This window comes from Gallintestinimicrobium sp., assembly GCF_046968865.1.
GTDB classification, from domain to species: Bacteria; Bacillota; Clostridia; order Lachnospirales; family Lachnospiraceae; genus Gallintestinimicrobium; species Gallintestinimicrobium propionicum.
Window position 1 is genome coordinate 1 of the sequence record NZ_JBKVPW010000013.1, and the last position, 23188, is coordinate 23188.

Below are 23188 nucleotides of genomic sequence, written 5' to 3' on the forward strand. Positions count from 1 at the left end.
AGACGGTAACGCAGGGCAGCGGCTCTGCCGTGCCGGATGAGGCTCCTGTGATTACACAGCGGAAGAGCTCTGTAGAGACAGGCAACACAATCACGATCAATGCAGCTGAGAATGCGACGGCAAACGTGACCATCTCCGATGTAAACATCAATACAAGCGACGCTGCTGTTTCTACAAATGGAAAGGGCAATGTAAACATCGAGCTGGATGGCACAAATACCCTTCAGAGTGGTAGGAATTATGCCGGTCTGGAAAAGAGCAATGACGGTAAAATGACCATTACGGATGAAAATGAAAACGGCAAGCTGATCGCTACCGGCGGCAATTACGGGGCTGGTATTGGCGGCGGCGACTCAGACAATGGCAGTAACATCACCATCACCGGCGGCGATATCACAGCTACTGGCGGCGATTGCGGGGCTGGCATTGGTGGAGGCTTCAGTGCAGGCGGCAAAAACATCACCATCGCAGGCGGAAAGGTTACAGCTATCGGCGGCACCAATGGAGCAGGCATCGGCGGAGGTTTCTTTGGAGATGGCAATGACATCACGATCGCCGGCGGCAAGGTCACAGCTACCGGCGGCGATTATGGGGCAGGCATTGGTGGAGGTGACCACGGCGAAGGCAAAAACATCACCATCACCGACGGCGAGGTCACAGCGGCCGGCGGCACCAATGGAGCAGGCATCGGCGGCGGCTTACGAAAAAATGGAGAAAAGATCACTGTTTCAGGAGATGCAACGCTGAAGGTACAAGGCGGCCCAGCAGATGAAGGGGATGGAGCAGGCGCAGGAATCGGTAACGGCGGCAGCCATAATGGAGACTATCCCGAACCATGCATTCCTGTAAACGGTGCGGAGACAGAGCCGGATACCTCCAACCTGACGACAGGTAAAATTGAATATTACGCACCCGGTGCGGATATGACAAAGGATGAACCGACGAGCACTATATTGGGTTCCGGACAGCCGACATCTCCCGGTGAAACCGCAGCACCTGTGGAATACAGAATGCAGACATCTGCATCAGAGCCGGTACAGGGAAATGGAAAAAGCACAGGATACAAGGCTCCCGTACAAGGACATTTTTATCAGGTAGTAGGTCAGGACGGAAAAGCCATGATTTTTGCTACCGCGCAGAAGAAAGACGTGCTGGCAATTGCAACGGATTCCGATTTTGCCATGCTGACGGGAAAAATGGAGGACATCGAAGCGCTCAGAAAACAGGGCGTGAGAAGGATTATCTTCGCTACAAAGAGAGCAATCTCCACCTTCCTCCTTTCGGAGCTTCTTGAAAAGAGGGCATACGGAGAAATCTGGAGCCTCATCCACGATGGAGAGAACGTTGCGTTTACTGCAGTCGAAAAGAAGATGGATATAAGCAGTATTCTTACCCGGTTACAAACGAAATAAAAACTGATATAATAGGTACTGGTATTTGGAAACAGACATGACAGAAACAGGAAAGAGGACATGATTGGAATGTGTGGAGATCATGCTTTGCAGACTTTGCACAGATGATTTTCCGGTAAATTTTATAGAAGGATATCAGAGGGAACCCGGCAGTGGTCAGACAGCAGTCCTGACGCTGCCGGGTTACTGTATGATTCGTTCGAATATGCACAAAAAGTTTTACGGCTTGGTGCAAGTGATATACTTTCAAAACCCATTGATATGGAACAAAGGAGGCAATAAGCTAATGATTGATGTAGCAGAACTGGAAAAAAAAGTACCAATTTTAAAGGATATACAGAATGAAAAAGAAGTATTCTGGATAAATCCAGATAAAACTAACTGCGAAGAAGCAATGAAGCATATAGAATTAACAATGGCAGATGTAGATGATGCAGAACAAAGACTGAAGCGTTTCGCACCATTTATCATGAAATGTTTTCCGGAAACGAAAGACAGAAATGGTATGATTGAATCTGTGCTTACTCCAATTCCTGGAATGAAAGAGTTACTGAACGAAAAATATAACAGTAATTTGGAAGGTACATTGTTACTGAAACAAGATAGTCATTTAGCTATAGCAGGTTCAATAAAAGCACGTGGTGGCATTTATGAAGTTCTAAAGCATACAGAAGAGCTTGCCTTAGAGCATGGTTTTTTAAAAAAAGAAGATAATTATGAAAAACTGGCAAGTGAAGAATGTAGACAATTTTTTAGAAATTATACGATTCAGGTCGGCTCTACTGGAAATCTGGGAATGAGTATCGGGATTATGAGTGCGGCAGTAGGATATCAGGTCATTGTTCATATGTCAGCAGATGCAAAACAGTGGAAAAAAGACTTACTGAGAAGTCATGGTGTAACAGTAAAAGAGTATGAATCTGATTATAGCGAAGCAGTAAAGAACGGAAGAGCATTATCTGATCAGAATCCGAAAAGCTATTTTGTAGATGATGAAAACTCCAGAACACTTTTTCTGGGTTATGCAGTAGCTGCGAAACGTCTGAAAAAACAATTGGAAGAACAAAAAATCACAGTAGACGACAACCATCCTTTGTTTACTTATATCCCATGCGGAGTAGGTGGAGCACCGGGCGGTGTGAGTTTCGGATTAAAACTGATATTTGGAGATTGTGTACATTGTTTCTTTGTAGAGCCGACACAGGCACCTTGTATGCTGGTTGGAATGACAACTGGGTTAAATCATGAAATTTCTGTACAGGATATTGGGCTTACCGGGTTAACCCATGCAGATGGACTTGCCGTAGGACGTCCATCAGGATTCGTTGGGGGAGTTATGAAGTATTTGCTCAGTGGTGAATTTACCATTAGGGATGGAAAATTGTATGATTATATGAGAGATCTTCTTGAAACAGAGAATATTTTTCTTGAGCCAAGTGCATGTGCTGCTTTTCAGGGACCTGTATATATGGAAAAAAGTGAAATCTCACAGAAATATCTGTTGGAAAATCATCTCAAAGATAAAATGAAAAATACAACACATATTGCATGGGCAACGGGTGGAAGCCTTGTGCCAGAGGCAATTCGCGAAGAATATCGAAACACTTATCTGGATAAATAAAATAAACGGTTTTGATCTGTTAGCAGGTTGAAACCGTATTATTTTATAAAATTGTTACAGATAAGGAGTCAATATCCTCGAAAGAATATATCGAATTTCTAAAACATATGGATTTAGGGTTCGCAGTATCCGAAGGAACGGTTCGAGGAAAGGATAGCAAAGCTGGTTGACCATGTATCAATCAGTCTTGTTGCAAGAAACAGGGAGAATCAAATGGTCGGTGTCCTATTCGGATTGACCGACTATGCCTATTGACTTTATGTAACTGACACAGAAGGGAATATAGAAGTTTGAAACAAAGAAGTAGAGGTTATCCGAGAAAAATAGATCATAACAAATGAACCATCCTTGGGGTGGCTTGAAAAATTAAATATTAACGCAACACCTAATCAGGAAACTGCTAAAGGTTCACCCTTTATGATGTAGCCTCGCTGTTTCAAAAGATTAAGTGCCTGTGAAGTGGAAAGAACTTTTCCTTCCTTCACAGGACGAGATTCAAGAAAACCTTCTGGAGTATATGGCTTTAAATCTGAAAGTATGTGCCAGATAGCGGTCAGGATCATACGGCAGATGGCAATGATGGCTTTCTTGTGACCACGGCGTGCTTTGATACGCTTGTAGCGGCTGGTAAATTCAGAATGCTTCTTCGATTTGATTAAAGCATTTGCAACTTGTACCAGAACTGGTTTAAAATAAGAACCAGCACGGGAAATCCTAGTGGATTTGATTTTTTGATTGCTTTGATCATTACGGGGACAGCATCCGGCCCAGGAGACGAGGTGTTTTGCTGTGGGGAAGACAGACATATCACCACCAATCTCTGAAAGCACTTGGATAGCAGTCAGCGGATTCTTATTGAATCCGGGAACAGTCCTTATTAAGTTTAAAGCAGCCTCATATTTATCACTGAGACGAAGGATTTCCTGTTCTACTTCTGAAATGTGCTTATTGAGTTCATCAATGTGGTCAAGACACTGTCTAAGTTTTACAACCTGTTCTTTCGAGATGGCACCATCAACAGCAGCCTGTATTTCTGTGATAGGAGTTTTGCATCTGCTATCAACAAAAGGTGCTATATCAAATTTTTCTCCTGGGTGTTGTAAAATATGTTCTGTAATAGAACGAGATGATTTACCAAATACATCAGAAAATACATCATCAAGCTTAAGATTAGACACGGTAAGACAATTTTGAGCACGGTTCTTCTCACCAGTAATCATACAAGTGAGCTTGAAACGGTATCTTACAAGATCGCGAAGCTCCCGGATGTCAGCAGGTGGAATAAAGGAAGGTTTGACCATACCACACATGTAAAGATCACAAATCCATTTGGCATCTTTACGGTCGGTCTTATTTCCTTTCATCGGCTTTGTGTATTTGGGATGGGATAGAGTAACCCAGAAACTGTGTTGCTCTAAGATATTGAAAACAGGGATCCAGTACTTACCAGTTGATTCCATGCAAACATCTTTACAGTTGTACTTTGCAAGCCAGTCACACAGCTCATTCAATCCTTTGGTAAAGGAAGAAAAGCGAGCTTGCTTATACTCCGTGCGATTGTTGGAATCAGTGATGCCGATACAGGCATAGATCCATGTTTTGTGGACATCAAGTCCACAACAGTTGAACTTAAAAATTTTAAATGACAAGAAACTACCTCCTGGTATTTATAGTTATAAAACTGACAGTGACTGGTCATCCGGCGAGATCGAGTCGACTTCGGAAGAGATAAGTTTACGGGCTACTGTTATGCGCCACTCATTGATGCCTTAACGGATGACCGACAACAAATATTTATACGAGGTCGCCGCTATACAGCCCCGCCACTTACCCCCACGTGTTCTGTAGTGTGTCAGTCTTATAGGTAAATAATATCAGAAGGGCAAAAAATTAGATAGCGAAGGACAGAACCTGTGTTTCATGACGCATTGGTGTCTTTCGCAGAAAGACGGGCTATATTTATGAAAGTACTTGTAATTTCAGACATTCATGCAAATATTCGGGCGTTGGATACAATTTTGCGGGAGGAAGCAGACTATGATCTGTTATGCTGCGCAGGGGATTTTACGGACTACGGGATCTCACCTCGGGAGGTCCTGGAGCGGTTTCGCCAGTTGGAAAATACAGTCCTCGTATATGGAAACCATGACCGCCATGTCATAAATATTTACGAGAGCGGAGAATGGACAAATGTAGCGGATGGAAAATACAAATGGGTGCATTATAACTGTGAAAGACTGAGTGAAAAAGATATCGATTGGATGAAGCAGCTCCCGGAAAAGGCATATTTTGAGGCAGATGGATGGAGCTATGGAATCGCGCATCAATACGACAATGGCTACGGGACGGTCGAAAGCCGCTATGCCTTTGATCAGTATTGGAATGCCAGCTATGGAGCAGAGTGTGACGGAAAGCGACGATTGATTTTTGGGCATACCCACAGACAATGCATTCATACCCTTGGGGAGGGGATGGAATGGATAAATCCGGGAAGCATTTCCTACAGAAGACCGGATGATCCCGACAAGACTGCGCACTACGCGGTAATCTTGGATGGAAACATACAGCTCAAAAGCATTGCCTATGACAGAACGCTGCAGCTTGCAGAGGCGAAGAGACTTTTGAAAAATGACCGGATGATGCGAACAGAGCTGCAGGATTTTATGTTCTTTTTTGGTGATGCAAAAACCTCAAGGGATCCGCTGTAAAATTTCATATCAGGAGACTGCCGTTTCTTCCGCAAAAGGCGGATCCGGCAGTCTCTTTTTCTCCCATTGCGTTGACTTCCCCTCTTACATCCTTTATACTAAAAAGTACGACTATTTTACTTTTTGGAAAAATATTATAGGGGAAAACAAAAGAAAAAGGAGGGGAAAGTCGTGATTTTCGGCAAGTATATCAATCGTTACTATCTGAAAAATGCACCGGCGCTGCTGCTTGGACTGCTCTCACTTTTGATCGTCGATATTGCCCAGCTGATGATTCCGGAGCTGTATCGTCTGGTCATTAATGGTGTGAACTTAGGAAAAGTGGTGGTGGATGGTCAGACGCTGACCTTTACCAGGGAGGTACTGTTTCAGAATATCTGTCTGCCCATGATCTGGATTGTTTTGATGATGGTGATCGGGCGCTTTTTATGGCGGGTATGCTTTTTCGGTTCCGCAGTGTGTGTACAGGCAGATCTGCGGGAGCGAATGTTTGATCACAGCCGTCGTTTGTCGCAGCAGTATTATCAGGTCAACAAGGTAGGAAGCCTGATGAGCCTGTATACAAATGACCTGGATACGATTCAGGAGTGCTTCGGCGACGGCATTCTGATGTTTTTCGACGCTCTGGTGCTTGGTCTGCTGGCGCTGTACAAAATGTGGCGGATGGATTTCAAGCTTACGCTGCTGGCTCTGATTCCTGCGGCGATCATGTTTGGCATCGGCACTATTATGGGTACGACGATGACAAAACGCTGGGAGGAACGGCAGAAGGCTTTCTCTGATCTTTCGGATTTTGCACAGGAGAACTTTTCCGGCATCGCGGTGATCAAGGCATTTGTCAAGGAATTTAAGGAGCTGACAGCATTCCGTAAGCTAAACCGTGAAAATGAAGAGATCAACGTTACCTATACAAAGATCGCAACCCTGCTGGAGGTGCTGGTGACGCTGTTTGTGGAATCTGTCATCTGCGTCATCTTAGGCTACGGCGGCTGGCTGGTTTATGGCGGTCAGTTCAATGCCGGACAGCTGGTGGAATACATCGGCTACTTTGAATCCATCGTCTGGCCGATCATGGCGATTTCGATGCTGATTGAAAAGACTTCCCGTGGTAAGGCTTCCCTGAATCGTATTACGGAGCTGATGGATGCGCCTGTAGATGTGACGGACCGGGATGGTGTAGGAAATCTTGAAAATCCAAAAGGCAGTATTGAATTCCGGCATCTGACGTTCCGCTATCCGGACGGCGATTATAATGTACTGCAGGACGTCAGCTTTCAGGTAGCTGCCGGTGAAAGTGTCGGTATTGTAGGCAAAACCGGCGCAGGTAAGACTACGGTAGTAGATCTGCTGCTTCGTACCTATAATGTGCCGGATGGTACGTTGTTTGTGGACGGAAAGGATGTGAACAGCGTGTCCATTCATTCCGTACGCAATGCCTGTGCCTATGTGCCCCAGGATAATTTCCTGTTTTCAGATACCATTGCACACAATATCGGCTTTGGCGTGGACGATGCAACTTTCGATCAGATCAACGGTGCGGCGTCGCTGGCGGACGTGCGGGACAATATTGTAGATTTCAAGGAGGGCTATGAAACCATCCTGGGAGAACGGGGTGTGACTGTTTCCGGCGGACAGAAGCAGCGGATTTCCATTGCTCGTGCGCTGTTAAAAAATGCGCCGATTCTGATTTTGGATGATTCGGTTTCTGCAGTGGATACCCGTACTGAAAAAATTATTCTCGATAACTTAAAGACCACCCGTGCAGGCAAGACCACCCTGTTGATCGCACATCGCATCTCGACAGTGGAGGGGATGGATAAGATCGTATTTCTGGAGGATGGCAGAGTAGAAGCGGTCGGTACGCATGATGCGCTGTATCACAGCTGTCCCGAGTATCGGCGGATGGTAGATTTACAGCGTCTGGAGGACGAAACGGCAGATTCGTCCGATGCGGTAGAGACGTCTGACATAGCGGATTCCGTTGATGCCCCAGAGCATGCGCCGGAGTCTGTAGAAAAGTGCGAAGGAGGTGCCAGCCATGATTGAAGTAAATCCGTTGCTTTTGACCGGCGCGGTCATCGGTACGATCACGGCGCTTCTGATCGCCGCTTATGTGCTGGTAAAGGACAAAAAGTCCCAGATGGGATTTGAACGCACGATGAAGGACGGCGAAATTATGCACCGTCTGGTAGCCTATGCAAAGCCGTACTGGAAGCAGTTTGTACTGGTATTGTTCCTGATGATGTTTTCAATCGCCTATGACATTATTTCGCCGCTGATCATCGGTAATATCGAAGAGCTGGTTGCAGGTGATTTTGTTCTGCCTGCCCTGTATGCCCGAGTAGGCGGTTATGTGGTGGTGCTGCTGTTTTCAATGGGAAGTACCTATCTGCAGGCGGTGATTTTGCAGCGGGTTGGACAGCGGATTGTGTCCGATCTGCGTGAGGATCTGTTTACCCATATCGAATCCCTTTCTCATGAGCAGCTCAATGAGATTCCGGTGGGCAAGCTGGTGACCCGTGTGACCAACGATACCAACGCGATTTCGATGATGTTTACGAACCTGCTGGTCAGCCTGACAAAGAATGCCTTTGTTATTGTAGGCATATTAATTGCAATGATCTGCTTAAACTATGAGCTGACGCTGATGGTGCTGTGCTTTGTTCCCTTCATCGTGATCTTTACAGTGATCTTCCGGAAGTTTTCCCGTCGGGCATACCGCAGGGTAAAGGATGCGACGACGGATATCAATACTTATCTTTCGGAAAACCTTTCCGGCATCAAGGTTACGCAGATTTTCGGGCGCGAAGAGGAAAAGATGGCGGAATTTCGTGAGAAAAGCCAGACGCAGGCAAAGGCAAACCTGAGTCAGATTTTCGTGTTCAGTGTATTTCGTCCGTTGGTGTATATGCTTTACATCTGTTCCATCCTATGTCTGTTTTATCTGGGCGGCATGGGACATTTAAACGGCGTGGCGTTTTTAGGACAGACGATCACAGGCGGAACGATCGTTACCTTTTATATGTATATTTCGAAATTTTTCACCCCGATCCAGAACCTGGCAGAGCAGTTTAACTGGCTGCAGTCGGCTTTGGCGTCTGCGGAAAAGGTGTTCTCGATCATGGATCTGGAGCCGAAGCTGGTAGATGCGCCCGATGCCATAGAGCTGGAAGAGGTGCACGGCGAAATCGAGTTTCGCAATGTGTGGTTTTCCTATATTCCCGGGGAATGGGTGCTGCAGGGTGTGTCTTTCCATGTAAATCCGCGAGAAACGGTGGCGTTTGTCGGATCGACCGGTTCCGGAAAGAGCACAATCTTGTCCCTGATCTGCCGCAACTACGAGTTCCAGAAGGGCGAGATTTTGATCGACGGTATCGACATTCGCAAGATCAAGATCGCTTCCCTGCGCAGGCATTTTGGTCAGATGCTGCAGGATGTATTTCTGTTCTCCGGCACGATCCGCAGCAACATCGTTCTGCGGGAAGAGGGCATTTCGGATGAGGAAATCCGTCGCGTCTGCCAGTATGTGAATGCCGATCATTTTATTGACAAGCTGGAGCATGGTCTGGATGAGGAGGTGCGGGAGCGAGGAAATAACTTCTCTGCCGGACAACGTCAGCTGCTGAGCTTTGCGCGAACTATCATCCACAAACCAAGTGTTATGATCCTGGATGAGGCGACTGCTAATATCGACACCGAGACGGAGCTTTTGATTCAGGATTCCCTGGAAAAAATGCGCAGCGTCGGCACGATGCTGATGGTAGCCCACAGACTTTCCACGATTCAGCATGCGGACAACATCATTGTGCTATCCCACGGCAAGATTCTGGAGCAGGGCACGCATCAGGAGCTGCTTGCAAAGCATGGACGATATTACCAGCTGTATACGCTGCAATATCATAAGGAACAGATGGAAGAGTGACGGCGGAGAGCCATCGCGGATGTAGAAAAGATTGAAAAGAAAAGCCCGGAGCACAGCAAAGGAATAGATGCTGTGCTCCGAGCTTTTTTCATCGTATAGGAAACTTCGTTTCCATACGATAAAAACGCTCCGCACGCTCCCTTTACTTTTGCAGCGTGCAGATATCGACCAGCTCTGCCGTATCCGGCGTAAAGCCGCTCTTTAAGATATCCGCCAGGGCAACTGCCGTATCCAGGCTGGTCAGGCAGGGAATGCCAAGCTCCACAGATTTGCGGCGAACCTTTACGCTGTCCCGGGCAGGGGTACGCCCCTTTTTGGAGGTCGAAATGATGTAATTGACCTTTCCGCTTTCCAGAAGTGCGATGGTGTTGTGTTCGGATTCGCTGATCTTATGGACAAGTGTAACCTGCATGCCGTGGTCACGCAGTACAGCTGCCGTACCTGCGGTTGCATACAGGTGGAAGCCAAGATCAGCAAACCGCTGTGCAATATCAGGGATTTCATCCTTATCGGTGTCGCGCACGGTGATGAAGATGCCGCCCTTGTCGGTCAGCTGGTAGCCTGCGCCGACCAATCCTTTGTAGAGCGCTTCCCGCATGGTGGGTGCGATGCCGAGCACTTCACCGGTAGATTTCATTTCAGGTCCGAGCTGCGTGTCCAGTCCAGACAGCTTTTCAAAGGAGAAGACAGGCACTTTGATCGCGGTGTAGGAGGAAATCGGGGCAAGACCGGTGCCGTAAGGCATATCCTTTAATTTTTCCCCGAGCATGACGCGGGTGGCGATATCGACCATCGGGATGCCGGTGACTTTGCTCAGATAAGGCACGGTTCTGGAGGAACGGGGGTTTACCTCAATGACATAAACCTGATCCTGGCAGATGACGTACTGGATGTTGATCAAGCCCTTCGTGTTTAAAGAGAGGGCAAGGCGGGTGGAGTAGTCCACGAGCTTTGCGGTTTTGGCGGGGCTTAAATTCCAGGCAGGGTAAACTGCGATGGAGTCGCCGGAGTGGATGCCTGCACGGTCGATGTGCTCCATAATGCCGGGCAGCAGGACATCCTCGCCATCGCAGATTGCGTCGACTTCAAGCTCCGTGCCCATCATATATTTATCGATCAGAACGAGGTTCCCTTCCATATGGGAAAGAATAATATCCATATATTCTTTTACGTCCGCATCGGAAAAGGCGATAATCATGTTCTGACCGCCAAGGACATAACTGGGGCGCAGCAGAACCGGATAGCCGAGACGGTTCGCTGTTTCGATCGCTTCCTCTGCAGTGTGGACGGTATCTCCGACGGGCTGCTTGATATGGAGCTGTTTTAAGAGAGCTTCAAACCGCCCCCGGTCTTCGGCAGCGTCAATACTGTCTGCAGGTGTGCCCAGAATCGGAACGTTGTTTTCTGAAAGCCATTTGGTCAAGCGAATTGCGGTCTGTCCGCCGAAGGCAACAACGGCACCGACCGGATTTTCCACACGGATGATGTCTCCGACATCTTCCAGAGTCAGGGGCTCAAAGTACAGGCGGTCTGCTGTATTGAAATCGGTGGAAACGGTTTCGGGGTTGTTATTGACGATAACAACCTCATACCCGGCATCCTTTAATGCCCAGACACAGTGAACGGAGGCATAGTCGAATTCGATTCCCTGACCGATCCGGATCGGACCGGAGCCAAAGACGATGACGACGGGCTTTTTGGAGCTGTGTTCCGCGATAAAAGCGGAAGCCTCGTCCTCCTCGTCAGTGGTGGAGTAGAAGTAGGGGGTTTCTGCCGCAAACTCCGCTCCGCAGGTATCGACCATCTTATAGGAATACGGAAGGTGGGGGAAAGCAGAGTTGCCGGACAGGCGTGCAATCGTTTTATCAGGAAAACCGTTTCTCTTTAATTCCCGCAGAAAATCATGTGTGAGCGGCTCTGTCTCCAGCCGTTTTTCGAGGTCGCACAGATGCAAAAGCTTTGCTAAAAACCATTCGTCGATCAAAGTCAGCTGATGGATTTTTTCGATGGAAAAACCGCGGAAGAGCGCTTCGTAAACAGCGAAGATGCGTTCGTCGTCCTGCGCCAGGATTTTGGCGGTTAGGGCTTCGTCGTCGAGTGCGCGCATATGCACGTCTGCCAGGCAGTCATGGGAGATTTCTGCTCCGCGAACGGCTTTCATCAGCGCCTGCTCGAAGTTTCTGCCAATAGCCATGACTTCACCGGTGGCTTTCATCTGGGTTCCGAGCTTTCTTGTCGCATACACGAATTTGTCAAAGGGCCATTTCGGAAATTTGACGACAACATAGTCCAATGCCGGTTCGAAGCATGCTTTCGTCTTTCCGGTGATTTCGTTTTTGATTTCGTCCATTCGGTAGCCGATGGCGATTTTGGCAGCGACTCTGGCGATCGGATAGCCGGTCGCCTTGCTGGCGAGGGCGGAGGAACGGGAAACCCTGGGGTTTACCTCGATAACAGCGTACTCGAAGCTTTCGGGATTTAGAGCAAACTGTACGTTGCAGCCGCCCTCAATGCCCATGGCTTCGATGATGTGGAGTGCAGCACTTCGAAGCATCTGGTATTCTTTATCCGCGAGGGTGACCGCAGGGGCGATAACGATGGAGTCGCCGGTATGGACGCCCACCGGATCAAGATTTTCCATAGAGCAGATTGTGATGACGTTTCCGCCGCCGTCGCGCATGACCTCAAATTCGATCTCTTTCCAGCCGGAGATACATTTTTCCACCAGAATCTGCGTGATCGGGGAAAGACGGAGCCCTGCGGAAGCAATTTGGCGCAGCTGTGCTTCGTCAACAGCGATGCCGCCGCCGGTGCCGCCGAGGGTAAAGGCAGGGCGCACGATAACCGGATAGCCTGCAGAGTGCGCGAAGGAGAGAGCACCTTCAAGCGTCGTCGTAACGACAGAGGGGATGATAGGCTCCCGGATCGCTTCCATGGTGCTTTTAAAAACCTGACGGTCTTCGGCTTTGGCAATGGTTTCCGGGTTTGCGCCAAGAAGTGTAACGCCCTCCTGTGCCAGAAAGCCTTCCTTTGCCAGCTGCATCGAAAGCGTCAGGCCGGTCTGACCGCCGAGGGTGGAAAGAATGCTGTCTGGGTGTTCTTTTTTGATGATTTTTTTTAGAAAATCCAGAGTCAGAGGCTCCACGTAGACATGATCTGCCATGGCGGCATCTGTCATGATTGTTGCAGGGTTAGAATTAACTAACACAACTTCCAGACCTTCCTCTTTTAAAGCGCGGCACGCCTGGGTACCTGCATAGTCAAATTCGGCAGCCTGACCGATGACGATGGGACCGGAGCCGATTACCATTACTTTTTTCAGATTGGGATTTAACGGCATGCTTTATGCCCTCCTTTCCATCAGTGCGACAAATTCGCGGAACAAAAACTCGGAATCATGAGGACCGCCGCAGGCTTCCGGATGGAACTGCACTGAGAAGCCGGGAAAATCCTGATAAGAAACGCCCTCACAGGTTCCGTCGTTTAGGTTGATAAAACGAAGTACTGCATTATCCGGGAGGGAATCGTTTTTGACGGCATAGCCGTGATTCTGACTGGTGATATAATCCCTGCCGGTGAGCAGATCCTTCACCGGCTGGTTTGCACCGCGGTGTCCGTATTTCAATTTTTCGGTGTCCGCACCATTTGCAAGGGCGAGAAGCTGATGCCCCAGGCAGATGCCGAAAATCGGTATGCCGGATTTGCAGAGGTGAGACAGCTCGGAAATGATAGCCGGGTTATCCTTCGGGTTGCCGGGACCGTTGCTCAACATGATACCGTCCGGCGAATAGGAGAGGATGCGTGCAGCTGTCGTGGAAGCGGGAACGATGGTCAGGTCGCAGTTTAATGCGTGCAGCTTTCGGATGATATTCTGTTTTGCACCGAAGTCCCACAAAACGACGTGATGGCGTGGAAGCGGGGACGGAATCTGGTAAGGCTCCCTGCAGGTAACGTGTGCTACCGCGTCCGTGATTGCCCAGCCCTTTAAGTCTTCAACAGCTGCAGAGTCCGGGCGGAGGGATGTGAGCCGTCCGTTCATGACGCCGTGCTCGCGGATGAGCTTGGTCAGGTAGCGGGTATCCAGATCATAGATGCCAGGGACATTTTGCTGCTTTAAAAAAGCGTCAAGATCCATCTGACATCTGAAATTGGAAGGACATGGGCACCATTCTCTGGTGATGTATGCGCTCATGTGAATTCCTTTGCTTTCAAAGTCTTTTGGATTGACGCCGTAGTTGCCGATCAGGGGAAATGTCTGAACGACCATCTGTCCGTAATAACTGGGGTCGGTCAGTGTTTCTGTATATCCGGTCATAGCCGTCGTAAAAACGACTTCCGCGATGACGTCCTCTTTCAAAGGAGCGCCGAAATGTTTTCCGGTCAGACAGGTCCCGTCCTCCAGCTGTAAGTACACAGTTTGTTCCATAAGTACACCTCGCTCATTCTCTTGTGTTTGCTGTACAAATACTGAAAGGCGTCCATGAATCAAACACTTTTCTAAATAGAAAAGTATTTCACTCATGAACGCCTTTGTTCATCTGATGCATTATAGCATTGGGAAAGGGGGCGGTCAAGAATAAATTTTATTTTGTTTACCAGTTCCCCCGTGACTTCGTGGGTACAGATTCCATGCTCGCATGAGAATCTGTACCCACGAAGTCACGGAGGAAGCGCCACTTCATGAGCAAAAGAAGCGGTGGCGCAGCCACTGCGGAAAGCGCCGCAGGCGCGATTTTGCGAATGGCGCGGGGGAACGTCCGTGTTGCCGCGCGGCGAGAAGGGCGCGATTCATGACAATAGAATGTTCACGGAGCGTGCATTCTATTGTATTGCGAATGGCGCGGGGGAACGTCCGGGAGAAGGCCACTGTGGAATCAATTATAAACATATCTACCAACTATGTTTGTGTTGACAAATGGGAAGCATCCAATTAGAATGATAGAAAATATCCGAAAAATAACTGCAAAGGAGAGCAGAAAAATGAGCAATCATATAGAAACAAAGTGTATTCACGGAAATCTGGATTTTTCCTGGGACGAGCCGACAAAGGCGGTGAGCTTCCCAATCTATCAGACGGCGACGTTCGGACATATCGGTTTGGGACATTCGACCGGCTTTGACTACACGAGAGAGAAAAATCCGACCAGACAGCATCTGGAGGAAATCCTTACCGCGCTGGAGGGCGCTTATGACACGACGGCATTTTCTTCCGGCATGGCGGCGGTGACAGCGGTATTTGATCTGTTTGCACCCGGCGACCACATGATCTGTTCTGAAGACCTTTACGGCGGCGTAACCCGTCTGGTCAATACCATCGGCAAAAAGAACGGACTGATGGTTGATTTTGTCAATACCGGTGATTTGGATGAGATCAAACGGGTGCTGCGTCCGGAAACAAAGGCACTCTACATCGAGACACCCAGCAACCCGATGATGGAGATCACTGACCTTTCGGCATGCGCAGAGCTAGCAAAAGAACACAACCTTCTGATGATCACAGACAATACCTTTTTATCTCCATATTTGCAGAACCCGATTGCGCTCGGTGCAGATATCGTCATTCACAGCGCGAGCAAGTTCCTGTGCGGACATAACGACACGATCGCCGGTTTTGTCTGCTCTGCAAGGGAAGAGCTCGCAGCAAAAATCCGCCTGATTGCAAAGACGACCGGCGGCTGTTTGTCCCCCTTCGACAGCTGGCTGGTAATGCGCGGTATCAAGACACTGGCGGTGCGCATGGAGCGGCAGCAGGAAAATGCGGGCAGCATCGCACGCTGGCTGACGGAGCAGAAGAAAGTCAGAAAAGTATATTATGCTGGACTGGAAACGCATCCTGGTTATGAGATCAATGCAAAGCAGGCGAGAGGTGCGGGTGCGATGATTTCCTTCGACGTCGACAGCGTGGAAAAGGCACAGCGCGTGCTGGAAAAGGTGCGCGTCGTCACCTTTGCGGAGAGCCTTGGGGGTACAGAATCTTTGATCACCTATCCGATGAAGCAGACCCATCCGGATGTTCCGAAGGAGTGGAGAGAAAAGCTTGGCATCACCGACACTCTGCTGCGCCTGTCCGTTGGACTGGAGCATGTGGACGAGCTGATTGCGGATCTGGAGCAGGCGTTTGTTTCCTGAGAAAAAATCCACGCTGTAGGGACTGCATTGCGGCGGAGCAGAAAAATGTCGTGTTTGCGACCCGTTGCAGGCATAAGAATCCTGCAGGGCAGGATTTTTGTTGAGAGGGAGATTAGAAATGACAACCTATAATTTTGATCGGGAAATTGACCGGAAAAAGACAAACAGCCTGAAATATGATTTCGCCGTGGAACGCGGACGTGACGTAGATGTGTTGCCATTGTGGGTGGCGGATATGGATTTTCAGGCGCCGAAGCCTGTGTTGGATGCACTGCAGAATGCGGTTTCCCATGGGATTTTCGGTTATAGCGAGGTAAAAGGAGAATATTTTGACGCACTGTATCGCTGGTTTGACAGTCGGTTTGACTGGCAGCCAAAGTCTGAATGGCTTGTAAAAACCCCCGGCGTGGTATTCGCCCTTGCGATGGCGGTACGCGCCCTGACAAAAAAGGGCGACAGTGTACTGATTCAGCCGCCGGTTTATTACCCGTTCTTTGAGGTGATTCGCGATAACAATAGAAAGATCGTAGAAAGCCCGCTCCTTTTAACAGACGGACATTATGAAATTGACTTCGACGATCTGGAAGAAAAGATCGTATCCCAGAATGTAAAGCTGTTTTTGCTGTGCAGTCCCCACAATCCTGTCGGCAGAGTCTGGACAAAAGAAGAGCTTCAAAAACTGGGAGAGCTTTGCGATCGCTACCATGTGTTCGTTGTGGCAGACGAGATTCACTGTGATTTCGCTTTTCCGGAGCATCCGCATACGATATTTGCAAAGGCATGTCCGCAGCTGGAAGAAAAGATGATTCTTTGCACTGCGCCGAGTAAGACCTTTAATCTGGCGGGGCTGCAGGTTTCCAATATCTGGGTTCCCGGAAAAGAGGTCCGGGACAGATTCAAAGCCGAGATCAACGCAGCGGGATATTCCCAGTTGAACGCCCTCGGTTTAATCGCGTGCCAGGCAGCGTACGAAAATGGCGGCGAGTGGCTTGAGCAGTGCCGGGCATATTTGCGGGAAAATTTGAAGGTCCTGCGCAGCTTCTTAAAAGAAAGACTGCCTAAGATCCGTCTGATCGAACCGGAAGGCACTTACTTTGCATGGTTGGACTGCTCGGGACTGGGACTGTCGGACACAGCGTTGGAAAATCTCATTGCACATCAGGCAAAGCTCTGGCTGGATGGCGGCTCTGTCTTTGACAAAAAGTCGGGACAGTTTGAACGCATCGTACTGGCGTGCACGAAAAAAACGCTTTTGCAGGCGCTTACACAGCTGGAAGCAGCCTGCCGGGGAAGAAATTCATAACGCAAAAACAACTGCCGGGAGGCGGTGCTTTTATTCAATGAAACCTCTGTGCTGACGCCGGAAAAACCATGGAATATTTTATTCATGACAATAGAATGCTCGCAGAGCGTGCATTCTATTGTTTAAAAAGGGTTGACAGATCCGAAAAGACAGAATATAATCACATTAACATATAAAGTAAGTAGGTTTAAGGAGGAAGAGCAAATGAGCAACGTTTATACATCCGCAGATCAGTTAATCGGCAGAACTCCCCTGCTGGAGCTGACACATATTGAAAAGGCAGAGGGCTTAAAGGCACACATCTATGGCAAGCTGGAATACTTTAATCCTGCAGGCTCTGTAAAGGACAGAATTGCAAAAGCGATGATCGATGATGCAGAGGTAAAGGGCGCATTAAAGGCAGGCTCTGTAATTATTGAACCTACCTCCGGCAACACCGGCATCGGTCTTGCGTCTGTTGCAGCAGCGAGAGGTTACCGTATCATTATCGTAATGCCGGAAACCATGAGCGTAGAGCGCAGACAGCTGATGAAGGCATACGGCGCAGAGCTTGTCCTGACAGAAGGTGCAAAGGGCATGAAGGGTGCAATCGCAAAGGCAGACGAGCTGGCAAAGGAAATTCCCAACAGCTTCATTCCCGGACAGTTTGTAAACCCTGCAAACCCGGAGGTACACAAAAAGACAACCGGTCCTGAGATCTGGGAAGATTTGGATGGTAAGGTTGATATCCTGGTAGCAGGCGTTGGTACGGGCGGAACCGTGACCGGTACAGGCCAGTACTTAAAGAGCAAAAAGGCTGATGTAAAGGTTGTTGCTGTAGAGCCTGCAGGCTCTCCGGTTTTGAGCAAAGGCACAGCCGGCGCACACAAGATCCAGGGAATCGGCGCAGGCTTCGTACCGGACGTTCTGGACACCAGGGTTTATGACGAAATTATCACCGTAGAGAATCAGGATGCGTTTGCAACCGGCAGAAAGATCGGTCATCAGGAAGGCGTGCTGGTAGGCATTTCCTCCGGTGCAGCAGTATGGGCAGCAATCGAGCTTGCAAAGCGTCCCGAAAATGAAGGAAAGAACATTGTTGTGATCCTGCCGGATACCGGTGATCGCTATCTGTCTACTCCTCTGTTTGCAGAAGAGTAAGATGCAGATGCCCTTCAAACCATTCGCAAAAATTTCTTGACAGAGCGAAACGGGTATGCTATCTTGTAAAAAACAAAAAGCGATGACGAAGAAAAGTAGTACAGACAGACGGCACAGAGAGCAGGCGGCGGTGGGAGTCCTGCGCGGATATCTGTAGGAAAGAACACTTCCGAGCTGCAAGCTGAACGCAGGATCTGTAAGTAGGCGAGCCGGAGTCCCACGTTACAGGGATAGCGTTTCATGGGAACGCGAAAAAGGGGCCGTACAAGGAAGTGCGGCAAGTTAGGTGGCACCGCGGATATAGCAGCAGCTATTCGTCCTATCTCCAATAGGACAAATGGCTGCTGTTTTTGCGTTCTTACAGTTCCCTTCGCAGCTTTCCGTGCGCAGCTTCTTATGCGAGCATGGAATCTGCACCCGGAAAGCGAAAGAAAAACTGCAACGCAGCAAAAGAAAAGGAGGAAAAGCTTATGTGTTCCATTCTCTGCTACGCGGGAAAAGATGTCACCAAAGAAACGATGGAAGGATATCTGTTAAAGACAAAGATGAGAGGACCGGATGCCCAGCAGGTCGTTGAGACCGAATTCGGGTATCTCGGCTTTGCAAGACTTGCGATCATGGGGTTGACCCCGGACGGCATGCAGCCGTTTCAACGGGACGGCAGCTGGGTGATCTGCAATGGTGAAATTTACGGCTTTCGCAAAATCAAAAAGGAGCTGGAAGAGCGCGGTTATCAGTTCCAGAGCGGTTCCGACTGTGAGGTTTTGCTTCCGCTATATGAAGAATATGGACTGGAAATGTTTTCCCATCTGGATGCGGAATATGCCTGCGTATTGTACGATCACAAAAGCGGCAAGCTGATCGCAGCCCGTGACCAGATCGGAATTCGTCCGTTGTTTTATGGTTATTCCAAGAGCGGAAAGATTGCATTTGCCAGTGAGGCAAAGAACCTGATCGGCTGGGTGGACGAGGTGCGTACATTTCCGCCCGGAAGCTATTATTACGATGGAAAATTTGTCAAATATGAGGATATCGCAGCTGTCCATGGTTATGTGCACGAAGATATTGATGTGATTACAAAAAACATCCATGATAAGCTGACGGAGGGGGTAAAGAAACGTCTGGATGCAGACGTTCCGCTGGGCTTTTTGTTATCCGGCGGTCTGGACTCAAGCCTTGTATGTGCAATTGCAGCAGATATTTTGAAAAAACCGATCAGGACCTTTGCAATCGGCATGGACACAGATGCGATTGATTTAAAATATGCAAAAGAAGTTGCTGATTTTATCGGCGCAGAGCATACCGAAGTCATCATGACAAAGGAAGAAGTGCTGGAAAGCCTGGAAACCGTTATCGAAGCGCTTGCAACCTATGACATCACGACGATCCGCGCGAGCATGGGCATGTACCTTGTCTGCAAGGCAATCCATGAAAAAACAGACTTAAAGGTGCTGCTGACCGGTGAAATTTCCGACGAACTGTTCGGCTATAAATATACGGACTTTGCACCGAGCGCGGCAGCCTTTCAGGAAGAGGCAGCAAAGAGAATCCGTGAGCTGTACTGCTATGATGTCCTGCGTGCCGACCGGTGTCTTGCGGCAAACAGCCTGGAAGCCCGTGTACCCTTCGGCGATCTCGACTTTGTCCGTTATGTGATGTCCGTTGACCCGGCGAAGAAGTTAAACACCTACGGAAAAGGAAAATATCTGCTGCGCAAGGCATTTGAAACAGATCATATTTTGCCGGAAAACATCCTGTGGAGAGAAAAAGCTGCATTCAGCGATGCAGTAGGACACAGCATGGTGGATGATTTAAAAGAATACGCAGAGAAGTATTACACCGACGAGGAATACGAAACGCTCCGTCAGAAATATGATTTTGCACAGCCCTTCACAAAAGAAAGCCTGCTGTATCGGGAAATCTTTGAAAAGTATTATCCCGGACAGGCAAGGATGGTGCCGGACTTCTGGATGCCCAACAAGAGCTGGGAGGGCTGTAATGTCAATGACCCCAGTGCCCGTGTGCTGGCAAACTACGGTGACAGCGGAAAATAAAAAAGAATGTGCCTTGGCACATTCTCGCGCCGAGGCGCGGTTGCCTCGGCAACCATCTACCCCTGCGCCGAGTGCGCATCCTCGCGGAGCGTTTTTATCGTATGGAAACGAAGTTTCCTATACGATAAAAATAACGGGTGGGGCTTATAAGCCCCACCCGTTTACGCATTCCATTCGCATTCGCCGGACGTGCGGAACATCAGCAGCGCCTCGCGGCAGGAAAATTCACCCAGCTCATAGTATCCGTGGGAAAGTCGGTTGATGCGTTCCAGAGAAACTGCGCGGTTGGCACATTTTGGCTGGTCATAAATAAACCGGATGCCCTTGGCGTAATATTCAGCGTCGAATTCGGGAGTCCCTTCTTCCTCATAATAAGGGTCGAAGAAAAACACCTCGTCCCTGGAAATGCCGGTTAAAAGCACATAGTGCGGAACTTCAAGAAAAAGACGCAGCACGACAGCTGCGCCGTGCAAAAGCGCCTGACTGATTTCACTGTTCGGGGACAGTGTAACATCGTTACCGAAAAGAAACTGCGTCTGGATCGGAAAAGAGCGGACAGCTGCCAGCTGATTTAACCAACTGCCGACAAAACGCATTGCGGCGGCGGAAGTGCCGTGACGGCATGGTTGTCCCTGTTCGTTATAAGTGTCCATTGTATAGAGCATAATACATTTGAGGATGTCAGGACTGATTTCTTCCCGATCAAACAGGTAGCGGATTCCGTTGGTAATAGAAACAGAACCGCAGTCATATTCTGAGGACTGATAATTTAAGTAATTTTTCATTGAAAAATCCTCCGGTAAAGCATATTATATAAGGTCAGTGGATTGTTCCGTACTGCGCACTCCCACAATCCTACCCACCTATGAGCAAGCTCCTGTGGGCTTAGACCTTTTGACCCTGGCATCCTTATAGGATAGAAAGAATCGTGCGCTCTGCTGTCGAATATAACGCGAACCCCGTATTTTGTCAAGAATATGGGAATAGAGTCTTGACAGATCGAAAAAAATAGAATACAATTCTCACTAACATACCGGATAGATAGGTATTGAGCGGCGGATGATTCGCCCAAAAGGAGGAGCAGTTATGAAAAAACGAAACAGGATCTTAAGCCTGCTTCTGGCAGGAGTGATGGCGCTGGGACTGACCGCGTGCGGCGCATCGAATGCAGGTGCTGCAGCAGATGAAACCGGAAGTGCAGCGGTGAGCACAGAGAGTGCATCCTCAGACACAGCAGCTTCGGGAGAGAAGATTATCAACGTCGGTGTGACCAATACCATCGGCAGTATCAATCCCCTTTTGTTAAACGGCGGCGAGATTAACAAATATGCGACCGGACTGATGTTTTTGCCGTTGATGGAGCTGGATGCTGACTTGAACTTCGAGGGCATGCTGGCAGATTCCATCACAACAGAAGATAACAAAAACTTTATCGTTCACATCGATGATGCTGCAACCTGGTCGGACGGAACGCCTGTTACAGCAGATGATGTGGTTTATACCGCGCTTCGCCTGGCGAGCCCGGTCATCGGCAATACTGCAATGATGTATTATGTATTTGAAGGTGTTGGCGACGACGGCTTTGTGGAGGAAGGTGCAGAGAGTATCGACGGCATTCAGAAGGTAGACGATAAAACGGTACAGTTTACGACTAAAGAAGAAATGCCGATTACTACCTTTGAAAACAGCTATGCGAGATATCTGCTGACCCTGCCCAAGCATGTGATCGAGCAGTATTCCGAGGAAGAGCTTTCCACAGCGGATTGGTTCAACCATCCCGATGTTGTCAGCGGACCGTTCATCGTAACGGATTTCGATGTGGATCATTATATTTCCTATGAAGCGAACAAGGATTATTGGAAGGGCGCGCCCAAGATCGACAAGCTCAACATCAAAATCGTAGACGGAAGTCAGCTGTATGCAGGTCTGCAATCCGGCGAAATCGATATCACCCAGCAGACGATGAGTGATATCCCGCAGGAGGACTATGAGAGCGTAGAAGCCCTGGACAACGTAGACGTTGTATACGGTTCCCCGGTTACCAACCAGTCCGTATTTATCCAGACAAAGAACGTTCCGGATGTAAAAGTTCGTCAGGCGATGCTGTATGCGATCGACCGTCAGCAGATTCTGGAGGAACTGTTAAACGGACATGGCGAAATTGTAGATGGATTCCTGTCCAGTGCAAGCCCGTTCTATGATGATTCCCTTACACCGGTTTCCTATGATCCGGAAAAGGCAAAAGCACTTCTGGAAGAAGCTGGATGGGACGGCTCCCAGACAATCCGTTTCTATGTAAATTCCGGCGATTCGACCTTTGTAAACGCAGCCTCCATCATCGCTGCAGAGTGGGCTGCAGTCGGCATCAAGGCGGAAATCCAGACCGTTGACTTCGCAACGCTGATGAGCGTTGCAGGCACAGAGGACTATGATGTACTGGCAGTACAGTACACCTATGCGCCGGTGGATCCCTATCCGGATGTAGCATGGCTGCTTGGCGGTGAAGGAAGCTGGACCGGCTACAGCGACGATACGTTAAACGACGCATTGACCAAATCCCAGCTGACAAGTGATCCAGAGGAAACAAAAGAGCTGTTCTCCGTTGTGGATAAAAAGGTACAGGAAGATGTTCCGATGTTCTCCGCCTATGTTATCAGCGCACAGGGGGCAGTCAGCAAGCGGATTACAGGCGCAGCTCCCAGCGTATACGGCTTTTTCAACGATGTCCAGAACTGGGACGTAGTGGAATAAAGAAGAATCCTGTTTCACAGAATTCTGTTCTGCCGCAGTGGGATCTTTGCGGAGCATTTTTATCAGAGAAAAAAGAAGTTTTCTTCCGATAAAAAGTTTGTATTTCATATATTTTATGCTATGATAATAACTGCCGCACATCTCTTTT

At 48.7% G+C, this 23188-nt stretch carries 13 protein-coding genes, 1 pseudogene and 1 other annotated feature; of the genes and pseudogenes, 10 read left to right on the forward strand and 4 right to left on the reverse strand.

Going from position 1 to position 23188, the window contains the following annotated elements; translation table 11 throughout:
* Positions 1 to 1412 (forward strand): annotated as a pseudogene (locus ACLTOQ_RS11560) (hypothetical protein); the annotation flags it as partial.
* A gap of 286 nt (positions 1413 to 1698) precedes the next feature.
* The gene (locus tag ACLTOQ_RS11565) at positions 1699 to 3033 is read left to right on the forward strand and encodes a D-serine ammonia-lyase (protein WP_021916233.1); all 1335 of its coding nucleotides are present in this window, start codon (positions 1699 to 1701) and stop codon (positions 3031 to 3033) included.
* A gap of 389 nt (positions 3034 to 3422) precedes the next feature.
* Here the strand turns inward: ACLTOQ_RS11565 and ACLTOQ_RS11570 are convergent, their stop codons facing one another.
* On the reverse strand, positions 3423 to 4682 hold the full coding sequence (locus ACLTOQ_RS11570) for an IS110 family transposase (protein WP_147622923.1): 1260 nt from the start codon (positions 4680 to 4682) through the stop codon (positions 3423 to 3425).
* A 312-nt stretch (positions 4683 to 4994) separates the two neighbouring features.
* Here ACLTOQ_RS11570 and ACLTOQ_RS11575 point away from each other — a divergent pair, with 312 nt between their 5' ends.
* The 3 genes from ACLTOQ_RS11575 (at position 4995) to ACLTOQ_RS11585 (ending at position 9663) form a co-directional block, all read left to right on the forward strand.
* The gene (locus ACLTOQ_RS11575; RefSeq protein ID WP_262585675.1) at positions 4995 to 5741 is read left to right on the forward strand and encodes a metallophosphoesterase family protein; all 747 of its coding nucleotides are present in this window, start codon (positions 4995 to 4997) and stop codon (positions 5739 to 5741) included.
* A gap of 171 nt (positions 5742 to 5912) precedes the next feature.
* The gene (locus ACLTOQ_RS11580) at positions 5913 to 7787 is read left to right on the forward strand and encodes an ABC transporter ATP-binding protein (RefSeq protein WP_412319479.1); all 1875 of its coding nucleotides are present in this window, start codon (positions 5913 to 5915) and stop codon (positions 7785 to 7787) included.
* On the forward strand, positions 7780 to 9663 hold the full coding sequence (locus ACLTOQ_RS11585; RefSeq protein ID WP_021916236.1) for an ABC transporter ATP-binding protein: 1884 nt from the start codon (positions 7780 to 7782) through the stop codon (positions 9661 to 9663). The genes ACLTOQ_RS11580 and ACLTOQ_RS11585 overlap by 8 nt, the downstream gene beginning before the upstream one ends.
* A gap of 142 nt (positions 9664 to 9805) precedes the next feature.
* Here ACLTOQ_RS11585 and carB read toward each other — a convergent pair whose 3' ends face one another.
* Both carB and ACLTOQ_RS11595 read right to left on the reverse strand, forming a co-directional pair.
* On the reverse strand, positions 9806 to 13003 hold the full coding sequence (gene carB, locus ACLTOQ_RS11590; protein ID WP_412319481.1) for a carbamoyl-phosphate synthase large subunit: 3198 nt from the start codon (positions 13001 to 13003) through the stop codon (positions 9806 to 9808).
* Between the two features lie 3 nt (positions 13004 to 13006).
* A complete protein-coding gene (locus ACLTOQ_RS11595) occupies positions 13007 to 14089 on the reverse strand; it encodes a carbamoyl phosphate synthase small subunit (RefSeq protein ID WP_412319482.1) in 1083 nt (360 codons plus the stop codon).
* A gap of 554 nt (positions 14090 to 14643) precedes the next feature.
* On the opposite strand from ACLTOQ_RS11595, the gene ACLTOQ_RS11600 reads away from it, so the two are divergent.
* From ACLTOQ_RS11600 to asnB, 4 genes are all read left to right on the forward strand, one after another.
* A complete protein-coding gene (locus ACLTOQ_RS11600; protein WP_412319483.1) occupies positions 14644 to 15792 on the forward strand; it encodes a trans-sulfuration enzyme family protein in 1149 nt (382 codons plus the stop codon).
* A gap of 118 nt (positions 15793 to 15910) precedes the next feature.
* Entirely contained in the window at positions 15911 to 17095 is a 1185-nt protein-coding gene (locus ACLTOQ_RS11605; RefSeq protein ID WP_412319484.1) for a MalY/PatB family protein, read from the forward strand.
* Positions 17096 to 17299: 204 nt separating this feature from the next.
* The gene (gene cysK, locus ACLTOQ_RS11610; protein ID WP_412319485.1) at positions 17300 to 18235 is read left to right on the forward strand and encodes a cysteine synthase A; all 936 of its coding nucleotides are present in this window, start codon (positions 17300 to 17302) and stop codon (positions 18233 to 18235) included.
* A gap of 73 nt (positions 18236 to 18308) precedes the next feature.
* Positions 18309 to 18560, forward strand: a binding site (T-box leader).
* 145 nt (positions 18561 to 18705) lie between these two features.
* Positions 18706 to 20289 (forward strand): asparagine synthase B, encoded by a 1584-nt coding sequence (asnB, locus tag ACLTOQ_RS11615; RefSeq protein ID WP_412319487.1) that lies wholly within the window; start codon positions 18706 to 18708, stop codon positions 20287 to 20289.
* A gap of 161 nt (positions 20290 to 20450) precedes the next feature.
* Here the strand turns inward: asnB and ACLTOQ_RS11620 are convergent, their stop codons facing one another.
* Complete coding sequence (locus ACLTOQ_RS11620; protein WP_412319488.1) at positions 20451 to 21074, reverse strand: peptidase C39; 624 nt, start codon at positions 21072 to 21074, stop codon at positions 20451 to 20453.
* Between the two features lie 277 nt (positions 21075 to 21351).
* Here ACLTOQ_RS11620 and ACLTOQ_RS11625 point away from each other — a divergent pair, with 277 nt between their 5' ends.
* Entirely contained in the window at positions 21352 to 23040 is a 1689-nt protein-coding gene (locus ACLTOQ_RS11625) for an ABC transporter substrate-binding protein (RefSeq protein ID WP_412319522.1), read from the forward strand.
* Positions 23041 to 23188 lie beyond the last annotated feature (148 nt).

Excerpts from the sequence above, each read along its gene's own strand:
- ACLTOQ_RS11565 (WP_021916233.1), top strand. The coding sequence starts at position 1,699 with ATGATTGATGTAGCAGAACTGGAAAAAAAAGTACCAATTTTAAAGGAT.
- ACLTOQ_RS11575 (WP_262585675.1), top strand. The coding sequence starts at position 4,995 with ATGAAAGTACTTGTAATTTCAGACATTCATGCAAATATTCGGGCGTTG.
- ACLTOQ_RS11585 (WP_021916236.1), top strand. The coding sequence starts at position 7,780 with ATGATTGAAGTAAATCCGTTGCTTTTGACCGGCGCGGTCATCGGTACG.
- carB (WP_412319481.1), bottom strand. The coding sequence starts at position 13,003 with ATGCCGTTAAATCCCAATCTGAAAAAAGTAATGGTAATCGGCTCCGGT.
- ACLTOQ_RS11595 (WP_412319482.1), bottom strand. The coding sequence starts at position 14,089 with ATGGAACAAACTGTGTACTTACAGCTGGAGGACGGGACCTGTCTGACC.
- ACLTOQ_RS11600 (WP_412319483.1), top strand. The coding sequence starts at position 14,644 with ATGAGCAATCATATAGAAACAAAGTGTATTCACGGAAATCTGGATTTT.
- ACLTOQ_RS11605 (WP_412319484.1), top strand. The coding sequence starts at position 15,911 with ATGACAACCTATAATTTTGATCGGGAAATTGACCGGAAAAAGACAAAC.
- cysK (WP_412319485.1), top strand. The coding sequence starts at position 17,300 with ATGAGCAACGTTTATACATCCGCAGATCAGTTAATCGGCAGAACTCCC.
- asnB (WP_412319487.1), top strand. The coding sequence starts at position 18,706 with ATGTGTTCCATTCTCTGCTACGCGGGAAAAGATGTCACCAAAGAAACG.
- ACLTOQ_RS11620 (WP_412319488.1), bottom strand. The coding sequence starts at position 21,074 with ATGAAAAATTACTTAAATTATCAGTCCTCAGAATATGACTGCGGTTCT.